Source organism: Methylobacterium guangdongense, assembly GCF_038442355.1.
Taxonomy (GTDB): domain Bacteria; phylum Pseudomonadota; class Alphaproteobacteria; order Rhizobiales; family Beijerinckiaceae; genus Methylobacterium; species Methylobacterium guangdongense.
This window is the reverse complement of sequence record NZ_JBBXMX010000007.1, coordinates 111,087-124,864: the sequence shown is the minus strand read 5'-3', so window position 1 is coordinate 124,864 and position 13,778 is coordinate 111,087. Positions and strand designations below refer to the sequence as shown.

Genomic DNA, 13,778 nt, shown 5'->3' with positions numbered 1-13,778 from the left:
ACCCGGGAAACCGGGCCGCAGTACAACCCGCGCGCGATGGCCCTATCTGGCTCAGCCGACAGGGGCGTTGGTCTGGGAGCGGACACTGGGTCGGGCGCACATCATCGGCATCCACGGGCTCGCCAACAAGCCGCCGCGCGACGAGAAGTCGGCCTGGTGGCAGGCCGCGATCCGCGAGGGGCTCGACCGCAATTGCGGGCTGCTCGTGCCGGAGGGCGGCCTGCCCTTCACCTTCGTCTACTGGGCGGATCTGCGCTACCCGCAGCCGCTCTCCGGCGACCGCAACCGCGAGCCCTACGCCCCGGATTACGGCCTCGGTCCGTTCCCCTCTCCGGCGGGGCAACCCGAGACGGCCGAACCGACGCTGACCGACCGGATCTACCGGGGCCTGTCCTACCTGGAGGAGGCCGCCGGGCTGACCCCGGTGGACGACCTGATCCTCGAATATCGCCTCGACGACCTGTGGGGCTACTACGCGGATGCGGGGTTCCGGGCCGCCGCCCGGGAGCGCCTGCGCGTCGCGCTCGCCGAGGCCGCCGGCCAGGACGTGCTGATCGCCGCGCACTCGATGGGCGGCCTGATCGCCTACGACGTGCTGCGCGCCGCCGAGGCGGATGGGACCCCCCTGCCCCGCTGCACCCTGGTGACCCTCGGCTCGCCGTTGGGCCTCGCCGAGCTGAAGCTCAAGCTCGCCGACGAGCACGGCGCCCTGCGCGTGCCGGCCGGGCTCGCCGCCTGGACGAACCTGATGGACCGCCAGGATATCGCCACGGTGGGCGACGACTTCGCGGAGATCTACGCGCCCAACGCCGCCGGCGTGCGGGTCCGGGACGTGCCGGTGATCAACGCCTACCGACGACCGGACGGGACCGAGAACCGGCACAAATCCTACGGCTACCTGCGCACGCCGGAATTCTCCAAGGCCCTGGCCGACTTCCTGAACGATCGCCCCTGAGCGAAGCCGCGGCTTCGTCTCCGGATCCCGGGTTTCCAAAGGGCTTCAGCCCTTTGGCGGGTGCTCAGGGTGGAACCCTGAAAGCTTGGCCAGGGCTCCGCCCTGGACCCGCGAAAGGGCTCGCCCGTTCGAAACCATGACGTGCGCTCAGGCGGCCTTCACCTCCGCGAGGAACGCCCGGACCCTGACGCTTCGGCATTTGCGGACCGTGGAGAGCTGCGCGGGGCCTTGCGCTCGCCGACGCGAATCTATCCACTCGTGTCCAATCACAAGCTCGGCATCGGGGCGAAGAAGCCGCCGGGCCACAGGGAGAAGCGTCATGGTGCGTACGGTGCGGATGGGCTCGTTGCGGCTGGGCCGTGTCTTTCGGATGGGGCCGGCCGCCCTCCTGACGGCCGGGCTCGCCCTCGCCGCCCCCAGCCTCGTCACCCACACCCTGGTCACCCCCGCCCGGGCCGACGACGCCAAGGTCCGGATCAGCCGGCAGCCGGGTTTCGTCTACCTCCCCGCGGTGCTCGCCGAGCAGCACAAGCTGATCGAGAAGCACGCCAAGGCGGCGGGCCTCGGGGACGTGACGGTGGAGTGGGTCAACCTGACGAGCGGTGCGGCCGGCAACGACGCCCTGCTCTCGGGCAATCTCGACATCGTCGACAGCGGCTCGACCAACATGCTGCTGCTCCACGACCGGACGCGCGGCGACGTGAAGGGCCTGTGCGGGGTCGGCACCACGCCGATGATGCTGCTCACCCGCAATCCGGACGTGAAGGAGCTCAAGGACTTCTCGCCCAAGGACAAGATCGCCCTGCCCTCCGTGAAGGTCTCGTCCCAGGCGGTGCTGCTCCAGATCGCCGCCAAGAAGGCGTTCGGACCCGAGAATGCCACCAAGCTCGACCCGCTCACCGTCCAGCTCGGCCACCCGGACGCGGTGGCGGCGCTGGCGAGCCCCCACAACGAGGTCAACAGCCACTTCTCGCTGCCGCCCTTCCAGCAGCGCGAGCTGCAGGACCCGGCGATCCACAAGGTGCTCAATTCCTTCGAGCTGGTCGGCGAGCCGGTGAGCAACGCGATCTTCTACGCCCGGACCGGCTGGTTCAACCGCAACCCCAAGCTCGCCGCCGCGATCGTGGCCGCCATCGACGAGGCCAATGGCGAGATCGCCAAGGATCCGCTCCAGGCCGCCAAGGACTACGTGGCGGCCACCAACGAGAAGACCCCGCCGGAGATGCTCGTCCAGATCATGAAGGAGCCCGGGACGAACTTCTCGACCACGCCCTACGGCATCATGCTCCAGGCCCGGCACTTCTATGCGATGAAGACCATCAAGGCCGAGCCCAAGGACTGGAAGGACACGTTCTTCCCGATCGTCCACAACCTGCCGGGCCGGTGAGGCCGCGGGGCGCGAAGCCGCGCCGGGATCCGATCGCACGCTGAAGGTCGATCCCGGCTACCGGCGGCCGCCTGTTGCAATCGAAGCTGAACCGTCTCAGATCATCCGCACCTGGCGGCAAGCAGCCGACAAGCAGGGACGGGGCATGCGGCGGCGGAACATCATCGGTCTTGCGGCCGGATTCTTCCTGATCCCGGGTCGGGCGGTCGCCTATGCTGTACCCGATCGGGTCCGCCACGTGCGGGTCCTCCTGCCCGTCTCGCAGGAGGATCCGAACTTCGCCGAGAACGCGCGCGTGTTGCGCGAGGCGCTGCTCAAATATGGATGGGCGGAAGGGAAGAACCTGACGCTGACCTTCGCCGCCGTCGGCAGCGACCCGGACGAGATCGGCCGTCGCCTCCCCGAGATCCTGACGCCGGAACCGGACGTGATCGTCAGCCGCTCGACCGCGGTGGCGCTCGCCCTGCATCGCCGGACGCAGCGGACGCCGGTGGTGTTCACGCAGGTGAGCGACCCCGTGGGCCAGGGCATCGTCGCCACGATGCAGAGGCCCGGGGACAACATGACCGGCTTCACCGTGATGGAGCCGTCCATGGGCGGGAAATGGGCGGGGCTGCTCCGGGAGATCGTCCCGGACCTGAAGCGGATCGCCTTCCTGCAGCACGCGGCGAGCAGCCCGATCTCCACGGCCCTGGCGGAGTCGATCGCGCAGGTCTGCCCGTCCCTCGGCCTGGAGACCGTGATCCTGCCGCTGCACACGCGCGCCGATCTGGAGCCGGCCTTCACGCGCCTGACGGCCCTGGACCGGGTCGGGATCCTCGTCTCGCCGGGCGCCTTCACCCTCGAGAACCGCGTCCTGATCACATCCCTGGCGGCGCGCGCGCGGATCCCGGCCCTCTACCCGTTCCGCTACTTCGTGACGGTCGGCGGCTTGGCCTCCTATGGGACCGACGAGACCGTCTGGTTCCAGCTGGCCGGCGATTACGTCGACCGCATCCTGAGGGGGGCCAAGCCCGGGGACCTTCCGATCCAGGGGCCGAACCGGCTGTCCTTCGTGCTGAACGCCAGGACCGCGGACGAACTCGGCCTCACCGTCACGCCGACCCTCCTGGCCCGGGCCGACGAGATCATCGATTAGGGCGTCGACCCGGTGGCGGATCGCGGTGCGCCCGTCAGTGCGCCCGTCAGTGCGCCTCGACGGGCCCGGCGGCGCGCTGGGGCTTCTTGAGGATCGCCACCACGGCGAGGCTCGCCACGAGGCTCACCCCCACCAGCCAGAACCCATCCGCGTAGGCCATGACGGTGGCCTCCCGGCGGACCTGGGCGGCCAGCATCCCGAGGGCCGCGCCCTTGGCGGCCAGGGGATCGGCGATGTGGGCGTGCATGCCGGCGGCGAGTGCCGCGAGCCGGTCCTGCGTGCGCGTCGCGTTGACGGTGATCGCCTCGGCCAGCACCGAGAAGTGGAAATGCTCCCGCCGGTCGATCATGGTCGAGAGCAGCGCGATGCCGATCGAGCCGCCGAGGTTGCGCATCATGTTGGACAGGGCCGAGGCGTCGGCGGTGTCGCGCGGGTTCAAGCCGACGGTCGAGAGCTGCGACAGCGGGATCGTGAACAGCGGCTGGCCGATCGCCCGCATGATCTGCGGCAGGATCAGCTGGTCGGCGCCGACATCGTGGGTGAGGCCGACGTTGATCCAGCAACTCGCGATGAAGAACAGCGTGCCGGCGACCACGAGGAGCCGCGCGTCCACGGCCCGCATGATGAACGGCATCATCGGGAACAGCAGCAGCTGCGGCAGGCCCGACCACATCACCACGGTGCCGATCTGCTCGGCGTTGTAGCCCTGGATCTGCGCGCAATAGACCGGGATGATGTAGATCGACCCGTACGAGACCGCGCCGAGCACGGTCATCAGCACGCAGGCGCCGCCGACCGAGCGGTCGGCCAGCACCCGCAGGTTGATGAAGGGCTTCGCCGCCGTCAGCTCGCGGACGATGAACCCGGCAATGCCGGCGGCCGCCAGCCAGCTCGCCTCGACGATCACCGGGGAGCCGAACCAGTCCTTGCGCTGGCCCTCCTCCAGCACGAAGGTCAGGGCCGGCAGGCCGGTCGCCATCAGGCCGATGCCGATCCAGTCGCCCTTGAGCAATTCGCCCCAGCGCGCGGGGGCCTTCTCGAAGGCGCCGAGCTGGATCGCCGCCGCTATCGGTCCGAAGATCAGGTTCAGGTAGAAGATGTAGTGCCAGGACAGGTTGTCGGTGAGCCAGCCGCCGACCGTGGGCCCGATTGCCGGCGCGAAGGTCGCGGTGAGCCCGAACAGCGCGATGCCGACCGGCTGCTGGCTCCGCGGCAGCCGCGTGCGCACGATCACGATGGCGGTGGGGATCAGCACGCCGCCGGTAAAACCCTGGCCGGCCCGGAACAGGATCATCTGGCTCAAGGATGTCGAGAGCGCGCAGGCCAGCGAGAAGGCGGTGAACAGCATCGTGTTCACCGCGAGGTAGCGGCGCAGGCCGATCACCGAGGCGAGCCAGCCGGTGAGCGGGATCACGATGATCTCGGCCATCAGGTAGGCGGTGGAGATCCAGCTCCCCTCCTCCGTGGAGGCGCCGAGCGCCCCCTGGATGTCGGCGAGCGACGCGTTGGTGATCTGGATGTCGAGGATCGCCGTGAAGGCGCCGAGGATCGCGCCGAACACGGCGAGCCAGTCCCGGGCGCTCGCCTTCGCCTCGGGTGCCGACACGGCTGGAACGGGGCTCATTGCGGCAGGGCCTCGCTGACGAGGGCCGGGGCGGGCTTCGTCCGGGCGGGCCGCACCGGCTCCACCGGCTCCACCGGATCCCGGGTGTGGACGGTCGCCTCCACCGACAGGCCGGGGCGCAGGCGGGCGACCAGCGGGTCCGCGGGGTCCAGGGCGACGCGCACGGGCACGCGCTGCACCACCTTGGTGAAGTTGCCGGTGGCGTTCTCCGGCGGCAGCAAGGCGAATTGCGCGCCCGTGCCCGGCGAGAAGCTCTCGATCCGGCCCTGGAATGCATGGTCACCGAAGGCGTCCACCGTGAAGGTCACGTGCTGGCCCTCGACCATGTGGCCGGTCTGGGTCTCCTTGAAGTTCGCCACCAGGTAGATATCGCGACCCATCGGCACGAGGGTCAGGAGCCCGGTGCCGGGCGCGACCACCTGGCCGACCCGCAGCGCCCGGTCGCCCGCCACGCCGTCGATCGGCGCCAGGATGGTGGTGTAGCTGAGATCGAGCTTCGCGCCCTCGACCTTGGCCTGCGCCCCCTCCAGGCTCGCCCGCGTGCTGGCTTCGAGGGCCTTCAGGCTGTCGATCTGCTTCTGCGCGGCGTCGAGCGCGGCGGCGGACTTGTCGCGGGCGGCGTGGCGCTGGCGCAGGTCGGCATCCGCCTGCTGCTGGCGCTGCACCGTGCCCGAGCCGGTTTGCAGCAGGTTCTGGTAGCGGGTGTATTCCTGCTGCGCGAAGGTCAGCGCGGCCTCGGCATTGGCGAGATCGGCCCGCGACGAGGCGACCTGCGCCTGCTGCTGGATGATCGCGGCGGCGACGCCCAGGATCTGCGCCTTGTCCTTGTCGACCTCGGCCTCGGCCTGCTTGAGCTGGACCCGGTAGGACCGGTCGTCGAGGCGGGCGATCACGGCGCCGGCCTTCACCGGCTGGTTGTCGCCGACCATCACCTCGGCGACGATGCCGGCGATGCGCGGCGCCACCGTCACCTTGTCGGACTGGAGATAGGCGTCGTCGGTCACTTCGAGGAAGCGCCCGATGGTCCACCAGTGCCAGCCATAGGTCCCCGCCCCGCCGAGTGCGAGCAGGCCGACGAGCGGCAGGACGACCCGCGCCCGGCCGCGGCGCGGCTTCGCCACCGGGGCCGGCGGTGCGGCAGAGGCGGCCGAAGCACCCGCGATCGGCTCGGCGCTCTTGAAGCTGTCGCTGCGACGTGCGTCCATCGGGTCTGGCCAGAATCAAAACGGTACGGTATCGTTTTGATAATCCGGTCGGCGGTTTCGGGCAAGGAGGATCGCGCGTGGCGGTCACGGAGATCGATCCGGCGGAGGCCGGGCCGCGGCGCGGCGGCCGGCCGACCCGTGCCGAGGCGGCCCGGCGCGAGGCGCACCTGATCGCGGTGGCGACCACCCTGTTCCTGGAGCGCGGCTTCGACGCCACCTCCATCGACGCGGTGGCCGAGGCCGCCGGGATGAGCAAGCCGACCGTCTATGCCCGCTACCGCGACAAGCGGGCGCTGTTCGAGGCGGTCCTGCGCGAGCGGATCGCCGCGTGGCTGGCCCCGCTCTCGGCCGCCGCGGAGGCGCAGGCGGCGCAGGCCGGGACCGACGATGTCGAGGCGACTCTGCACGACCTGAGCCGCACCCTGCTGGCCCACGGCCAGTCGCCGGGGGCGGCGATGCTCAAGCGCAACCTCGTGGCCCAGGCGCTGCAATTCCCGGAACTGGCCCGCCTCGCCCACGAGGAGGGCTGGCTCCGGGGCGTGCGCGCCGTGGCGCAATTGCTCGATGCGCTGGCCTGGGGCGGCCGGATCACGGTGGTCGATCCCGAGATCGCGGCCGATCTGTTCCTCAGCCTCGTGCTCGGCCGATCGTCCCAGGCGAGTCTCTACGGCATCGCCACCGACCCGGAGGCGCAGGAGCGGCGGCGGCAGGCGGCGGTGCGGCTGTTCCTCGACGGGGTGCGGCCGCGCTGAGGGGGCAGCCGGGATTGTTGTTGGTGCCCCTGGGCCGCGCTATATCTGGGAGTGGGACCGGCGGTGGCTGCCGCCGATCCCTGGCATTACCCGCTCAGGCGGGCCAGCCAAATCCAGACAAGCGGGTGGACGGCGAGTCGGAGTCGGAAGCTCCACTCGCCGTCTGCTTGTCGGGACCACGCCAGAGAGAAGACCATCTCTCCACACTCCCGGCCGCAACCGGCCGCGTGCGGCCTTCGCGGGTGAGTCGGTCGGGCTCACGGCACAAGCTTAGCCGCATCCCCGAGACTTGAAGAATCCGCGTCCGGCGTCGCGAACCCGCGATTGCGCCCCTCCCGGCCGCGGCCTATATACGGACATCCCCCATTCAACAGCGTGAGACGGGACATCCGGATCGACCATCCGGAGCCCGCGGCCCGATGCCCGGCCCCCGTCCCGCCAGGCCGGAGCACGAAAAGCATGTCCCAGGGTCCGCTGATGCCCAAGGCGACCGCCGTCTGGCTGGTCGAGAACACCTCGCTCGCCTTCGAGCAGATCGCCGATTTCTGCAAGCTGCACCCGCTGGAGGTGAAGGGCATCGCCGACGGCGAGGTCGCGGCCGGCATCAAGGGGCTCGATCCGGTCTCCACCGGCCAGCTCACCCGCGACGAGATCGAGAAGGCCCAGAAGGCGCCGCACTACAAGCTGAAGCCCGCCGTCTCCAAGGTGAAGCTGCCGGAGGTGAAGCGCACCACCAAGGGTCCGCGCTACACCCCGCTGTCGCGCCGCCAGGACCGGCCGAACGCCATCCTGTGGCTGCTGCGCAACCACCCGGAGCTGAAGGATTCGCAGATCATCCGGCTCGTCGGCACCACCAAGTCGACGATCCAGCAGATCCGCGAGCGCACCCACTGGAATTCGGGCTCGCTCCAGCCGATGGACCCGGTGACCCTGGGGCTGACCACCCAGATCAACCTCGATTTCGAGGTCCAGCGCGCGGCGGCCGACCGCCCGGCCGCGGTGGCGGCCGAGTCCGGCGCCTCGCTGCTGCCGACCGAGGTCTCGACGGCCCGCGACGCGGACGAGGCCGGCCACGAGGAGGCGCATGGCGGGCGCGAGGAGCGGCTCGACGCCGATTCCGTGTTCGCCAAGCTCAAGGGCCGGCACCACGACGAGGACGACGAGGACTAAACCGGCCTACCGGGCCGCGTCGAAGGCGGCCAGGAACGCCGTCAGGTTCTCCGGCAGGGCGGCGCAGAGATAGCCGCCCTCCTGGACGAGGGCGGTGGGCAACCCGGCCCGGGCGATCCGCTCCGCCGCGCCGGCGAAGCCCGCCCGGGTGACCTTGAGGGCGCCGATCGGGTCGTCCGCCGAGGCGTCGAGGCCCAAAGCCACCACCAGCCCCCGCGGCCGCAGCGCGGCGATCCTAGCGAGGCACGCCTCCACGGCTTCGAGCCAGGGCGCGTCGCCCGAGCCCGGCGGCAGCGGGAGGTTGCGGTTGAAGCCCGCCCCCTCCCCCGTGCCGGTCTCATCGGCGTAGCCCGCGAAGAACGGAAAGTAGTCCGACGGATCGGCATGGACCGAGGCCGTCAGGACATCCGCGCGCCCGTAAAAGATCCCCTGCGTGCCGTTGCCGTGATGCACGTCGATGTCGAGGATCGCCACCGGGCCGCCGATGGCGGCCAGCATCCGGGCGGCCGCGATCGCGCTGTTGTTGAGGAAGCAGAAGCCGCCGGCCGAATCCGCGTAGGCGTGGTGGCCGGGCGGCCGGCACAGGGCGTAGGCGTGGCCCTCCCCCAGCGCCGCGTCCGCGGCCGCCACGGCGCATTGCGCGGCGCCGTAGATGGCGGGCCATGTCCCGGCGCGGATCGGCGTCGAGGTGTCGGCCATGTAGAGGCCGGCAAGGCCGAGGAGGCCCGTGGGCCGCCGGTGCATGTGCGGCCGGGCGAAGACGCCGCTCAGGATCTCGTCGCCGATGCCCGGCATCTCCCCCCGGCGTGCCCAGGCCTCGGCCAGGAACGCCACGTAGGCGGGGTCGTGCACCGCCCGGATCGGGTCCAGGCCGTGATCGCCGGGCTCCGCGAGGGCGTGGCCGCCCCGAAGGGCCGCATCGCGCAGGATCGCGTAGCGTGCGGCCTGCTCGGGATGCGGGATCGGCGTGCCCCGCCGCCAATACTGCTCGGGATCGTGCCGGGGCGATTCGGGTCTGTGGTAGACGCGCATCCCGGCAGATTAAGCCATGAGGCCGGGAACCGGAATGCGCCGTCTCACGACCGCCCGAGCGTTGGATCGTCCAGCCGCGCGGCGATCAGATGAGGTAGATCGTTCCGTCGGCGCGGAACACCTTGGGGCAGTCCGTCGCGTCGACCAGGCGCCGGGCTGCGTCCAGGGAGATGTGGCGGGCCTGGGCGATCTCCGGCACCGTCATCCAGCGCGCATTCATGACGGGGCTCCCTGTGTGACGTCTGCGGATCCCGGGTCAACGGCGGAGCCGGCGGCGGGTTCACCGGCGCGTCGTCCGGGGCGATGAGGTCCTGGGGATTGCCCACGAGCCAGCCGGACGGCCCCGGTGGCGCGGCGGCGATCTCGCGGAGCAGGGTCGGGACCCGCGCCCAGGGCTCGGTGACCGGCCGGATCGCGGCCCGCGCCTGCCCGCCGGCGACGCGGATATCGGCCCAGCGGGCACAGAAGGCCGCGACGCAATCCGGGTCGAAATGGCGTCCGCTCTCGGCGCGCAGGGCGTCCAGGGCCGCCGCGAAGGGCATCGCCGCCTTGTAGGGGCGCTGCGTGGTCAGGGCGTCGAACACGTCCGCCACCGCGACGATCCGGGCGGCGAGCGGGATCGCGGTCCCGGCGAGCCCGTTCGGGTAGCCGCTGCCGTCCCAGCGCTCGTGATGCGCCGCGGCGATCTCGGCCGCGAGGCGGATCAGCTCGGATTCGCTCCCGCCCAGGATGCGCTGGCCGATGGTGGTGTGCGTCTGGACCACCGCGAACTCGTCCGGATCGAGCCGCCCGGGCTTCAGCAGGATGCCGTCCGGGACGCCGACCTTGCCGACATCGTGCAGCGGCGCCGCGAGGTAGAGGCTGCGGCAGAAGTCCGGGCCGAGCCCGAGCCCCTCGGCGATGATCTGGCTGTAGCGGGCGACCCGCCACGTGTGGTCCCCCGTGTCGTTGTCGCGGTACTCCACCGCCAGGGCGAGGCGGAAGATGATCTCCTCCTCGCGCTCGCGCATGTGGCGCAGGGCCGCCTCGACCTCGCCGTCGAGCCAGGCCGCCTGCTCGGCCAGCCGCCGCACGGCCTTGGCGAGGCGGATCACGTTGCGCAGCCGTACGGTCATCTCGACGCCCCGCATGGACGTGTCGAGGAAGTCGGTCGCCCCGGCCTCGAGGGCCGCGAGCCGCACCGCGTCCGCGATGTCGTCGGCCATCATCACGATGGGCACCTGGGCGTAGTGCGGGATGGTCCGCATGCACCGGATGAAGGCGATGCCGTCCATGGCGCGCAGGCGGCAATCGACCAGGATGAGGTCGAAGGCCCGGATCTGCGCCTCGATCAGCGCGGCGGCCGGGTCGGCGTAGTCGGTCACGCTGACATCGGGCTTGGCCTCCAGCAACCGGCGCAGCCGCCGGCGCATGGTCGCGCTGTCGTCAACCAGGAGCGCGTCCATCACGGGCTCCCGGGCGGCGTCGATGCACCCGGCGCGGATCCCTGCCGCCGCCAACGTGTCGGACTCAATTCCGGGTCGGGCACGCGCTGAAGATCTATCATGAATGCGCTCGATTCAGCGACTGTCTGATAGATCTGGATCGTCGCGCGTTAAAAGTGCGTAAATAATTGTCCCAAGATCGTGGGTCTGTGGGGGTTTGTATTCATACGAAACCTCAGAGAAATGAGAAGTATGGCGGCGTATCGGATCATTGAGCTGCAGAAGTCGGAAATAGAACTTTTGAAAGATAGTATACAGTGCGGTTGGACGGACCGGCGGACAAGAACGGCAGCCGTGAACAGGATTGCGCGCGACGCGGGCGAGCGTCTTCCGATCGGACGCGCTGACACGGGGCCGGGCCGAGGCTACCGTCGCGCACCCACGCGTATCCGGCAGTCCGGCGCCGGAGGCGTGTCGGGGAGGGCCAGGACGACGATACGGTGGCGATGATACGGTTCGATCTCACCGATCTCGGCCTGTTCCGGCACGTGGTCGAGGCCGGCTCGATCACCCACGGGGCGGCGCGGGCGAATCTCGCCCTGGCGGCGGCCTCGACGCGGATCCGGCTGATGGAGGAGTCGCTCGGGGCCGCGCTGCTGACCCGGGGCCGCCAGGGCGTCAGCCCGACCCCGGCCGGGCGCGCGCTCCTCGTCCATGCCCGCGAGGTCTTGGCCGCGGTCGAGCGCCTGCGCGAGGAGATGTCGGCCTTCTCCGGGGGCGCCTTCGGTCAGATCCGGGTGCTGGCCAACACCAACGCGCTCACCGAATTCCTGCCCGACGCGCTCTCGGCGTTCCTGGCCGACCATCGGGGGATCGGCGTCGAGGTCGAGGAGCGCACCTCCGAGGAGATCGTCGGGCTGGTGGCCGAGGGGGCGGCCGATCTCGGCATCCTGTCCGGCACGGTGGATACCGGCTCGCTCCAGACCTTCCCGTTCCGGGAGGACCGGTTCGTGCTGGTGGCGGCCCGGGACCACCCCCTGGCGGGGCGCGGGGCGATCCCCTTCGCGGAGGTGCTGGGCCACGACCTCGTGGGCCTCGACCGGGGCAGCGCCATCAGCCGGTTCCTCGTCGCCCAGGCGGCGCGGGAGGGGCGGCCGATGCGGCTGCGGGTGCAGCTGCGCGGGTTCGACGCCGTGTGCCGGCTGGTCGAGGCCCGGGTCGGCCTGGCCATCCTGCCCGAGAGCGCGGCCGCCCGGGCCGCGCAGGGCCTCGCCCTCGCGGTGGTGCCGCTGGCCGACCCCTGGGCGCGGCGCGACCTCACCCTGTGCCTGCGCGACCTCGACGGGTTGCCGCCGTTCATCCGCGCCTTCGTGGCGCAGTTGCGGGCCTGACCGGACATTCTGGGGTTCCCCAAGGGCGAGCCCTTGGGCGGGGTTCGGGGGCGGAGCCCCTGATCGACCCGGGCTCCGCCCGGGACCCGCGAAAGGGCTCGCCCCAACCCTGTTAAGGTGTTTGGCCGAGCGTGCATCGCCGGCACCGCGCGCCCTTTCCCGGACAGGTGGAGCGCCAGCGGAACCTGATCCGGGATCCAGCAGAGGAAGTGCCGCGCCAGCGGCACCGGTCGATCCCGATCGACGCTGCGCGACGTCGTGCGCTGGGTCCCGGGTCGCATTCCGCTGACGCTGCATGCGCCCGGGAAAAGGGTGATGCATCCGATCAGACCGCCAAACACCTTAAAAGGGCTGGGGCTCGCCCTTTCGAAACCCGGTACGCCCTAAGCAGATTTGCGTTGGCAGGCCAACGCTTCATCCGCTTAGGTCCTTGGTTGGTCGCAGGTTTTCGCCGCAAAACCGGCAGCCACTTTTGCGAAACCTGCTTAACTCGGCACGGCCTGGATGACGTTGCGCAGGGTGCCGATGCCGGCCACCTCGGTCTCCATCACGTCGCCGGGCTTGAGGAATTCCGGCGGCTTGCGCGCGTTGCCGATGCCGGGCGGCGTGCCGGTGGCGATGATGTCCCCCGGGACGAGCGTCAGCCCGTGCGACAGCTCGGCGATGATCCGCGCGACCTTGAAGTACATCTGCTGGGTCGAGGCCTCCTGCTTGACCACGCCGTTGACCCGGGTCTGGAGCCGCAGGTCGCCCGGGTCGAGATCCGCTGCCGGCACGATCCAGGGGCCGATCGGCCCGTAACCGTCGAGGCTCTTGCCCTTGAACCACTGCCCGCCGTGGAGCTTGATCTGCATGTCGCGGGCGGTGGTGTCGTTGATGACGCTGTAGCCGAAGACGTGGCCCATCGCGTCGGCCTCGGGGATGTTGCGCCCGCCCGTGCCGATGATCACGGCGAGCTCGACCTCCCAGTCGATCGCGGTCGAGACCGTGGGATCGTACGGAATCGGGTCGTAGGGCCCGTTCACGGTGTTGACGCCCTTGGTGAAGAACACCGGATGGGACGGGTACTCGGCGTGGGTGCCGCGCACGGCCTGGCCCTCGGCGAAATGCTCCAGGTAGTTCCAGCCGACCGCGTAGATGTTGCGGGTCGGCGCCGGGATCGGCGCGAGGAGCCGCACGGTCTCGACCGACGGCCCGTCGCCGGAGGCCGCAGCCTGCCGGACGCGCTCCAGCGCCGCCGGCCCGGCCTCGATGAGCGAGACCATCCGGGCGGGATCGAAGCCCGGGTTCGGGATCGTGGACAGGTCGACGATGTGGCCGTCCGGGCGCACGGCGCCGAGCCGCGGCGCGCCGCCGGCCTCCGGGATGAAGGTGGCGAGGCGCAGGGCGGTCTGGTTGCCGCCCGCGGGCGGGATCGGCCGCCCCGGGCCGGTGGCGGGCGCCTGCGCGGCGGCCGGCGACGCCACGATCCCGGCCGCCGTCGCGGCTGCCGAGAGATGCAGGAAGTCGCGTCGGGTGCTCATGGTCGTCCTCCGGTCGGGTTGTGGTCGGCTTGCTCATGCAGGCGATGAGGGCGCCGAGATGGGCGGCGCTTCGTATCTGGCGCGTTTCTGGATCGGCCTTGGATCCGCCAACGCGTTGCATCGCGCCGGGTCCCGTCACAACCGATGAGCGAAGGACGAAGCCTCCGCCCAATACCG

The 13,778-nt window shown here is 70.8% G+C and carries 10 protein-coding genes and 1 pseudogene; 6 read left to right on the top strand and 5 right to left on the bottom strand.

Going from position 1 to position 13,778, the window contains the following annotated elements; all coding sequences use genetic code 11:
* Nucleotides 1–67 precede the first annotated feature (67 nt).
* From AAHG09_RS15475 to AAHG09_RS15465, 3 genes are all read left to right on the top strand, one after another.
* A complete protein-coding gene (locus AAHG09_RS15475; protein ID WP_342108296.1) occupies nt 68–955 on the top strand; it encodes a hypothetical protein in 888 nt (295 codons plus the stop codon).
* 319 nt (nt 956–1,274) lie between these two features.
* Nucleotides 1,275–2,342: an ABC transporter substrate-binding protein gene (locus AAHG09_RS15470; RefSeq protein ID WP_342108295.1), complete on the top strand. Its 1,068-nt coding sequence runs from the start codon at nt 1,275–1,277 to the stop codon at nt 2,340–2,342.
* A 145-nt stretch (nt 2,343–2,487) separates the two neighbouring features.
* Nucleotides 2,488–3,480 carry an ABC transporter substrate-binding protein gene (locus tag AAHG09_RS15465; protein ID WP_342108293.1) on the top strand — a complete coding sequence of 331 codons (993 nt, stop codon included), beginning with the start codon at nt 2,488–2,490 and terminating at the stop codon, nt 3,478–3,480.
* 46 nt (nt 3,481–3,526) lie between these two features.
* Here the strand turns inward: AAHG09_RS15465 and AAHG09_RS15460 are convergent, their stop codons facing one another.
* Nucleotides 3,527–5,104, bottom strand: a complete 1,578-nt coding sequence (locus tag AAHG09_RS15460; protein ID WP_342108292.1) for a DHA2 family efflux MFS transporter permease subunit — start codon at nt 5,102–5,104, stop codon at nt 3,527–3,529.
* On the bottom strand, nt 5,101–6,309 hold the full coding sequence (locus tag AAHG09_RS15455) for an HlyD family secretion protein (protein WP_342108290.1): 1,209 nt from the start codon (nt 6,307–6,309) through the stop codon (nt 5,101–5,103). Before AAHG09_RS15455 ends, AAHG09_RS15460 begins: the two co-directional genes overlap by 4 nt.
* 77 nt (nt 6,310–6,386) lie before the next feature.
* Here AAHG09_RS15455 and AAHG09_RS15450 point away from each other — a divergent pair, with 77 nt between their 5' ends.
* Both AAHG09_RS15450 and AAHG09_RS15445 read left to right on the top strand, forming a co-directional pair.
* Nucleotides 6,387–7,061, top strand: coding sequence for a TetR/AcrR family transcriptional regulator (locus AAHG09_RS15450; RefSeq protein ID WP_342108288.1), 675 nt, complete (start codon nt 6,387–6,389; stop codon nt 7,059–7,061).
* A 459-nt stretch (nt 7,062–7,520) separates the two neighbouring features.
* Nucleotides 7,521–8,231, top strand: a complete 711-nt coding sequence (locus tag AAHG09_RS15445; protein ID WP_342108287.1) for a DUF1013 domain-containing protein — start codon at nt 7,521–7,523, stop codon at nt 8,229–8,231.
* A gap of 6 nt (nt 8,232–8,237) precedes the next feature.
* On the opposite strand, the gene AAHG09_RS15440 is transcribed toward AAHG09_RS15445, so the two are convergent.
* Nucleotides 8,238–9,263, bottom strand: coding sequence for a histone deacetylase family protein (locus tag AAHG09_RS15440; RefSeq protein WP_342108285.1), 1,026 nt, complete (start codon nt 9,261–9,263; stop codon nt 8,238–8,240).
* Between the two features lie 356 nt (nt 9,264–9,619).
* Nucleotides 9,620–10,708 (bottom strand): annotated as a pseudogene (locus tag AAHG09_RS15435) (HD domain-containing phosphohydrolase); the annotation flags it as partial.
* Nucleotides 10,709–11,193: 485 nt separating this feature from the next.
* Here AAHG09_RS15435 and AAHG09_RS15430 point away from each other — a divergent pair.
* A complete protein-coding gene (locus tag AAHG09_RS15430) occupies nt 11,194–12,078 on the top strand; it encodes a LysR substrate-binding domain-containing protein (RefSeq protein WP_342108283.1) in 885 nt (294 codons plus the stop codon).
* Nucleotides 12,079–12,563: 485 nt separating this feature from the next.
* Here AAHG09_RS15430 and AAHG09_RS15425 read toward each other — a convergent pair whose 3' ends face one another.
* Nucleotides 12,564–13,601, bottom strand: coding sequence for a fumarylacetoacetate hydrolase family protein (locus AAHG09_RS15425; RefSeq protein ID WP_342108281.1), 1,038 nt, complete (start codon nt 13,599–13,601; stop codon nt 12,564–12,566).
* Nucleotides 13,602–13,778 lie beyond the last annotated feature (177 nt).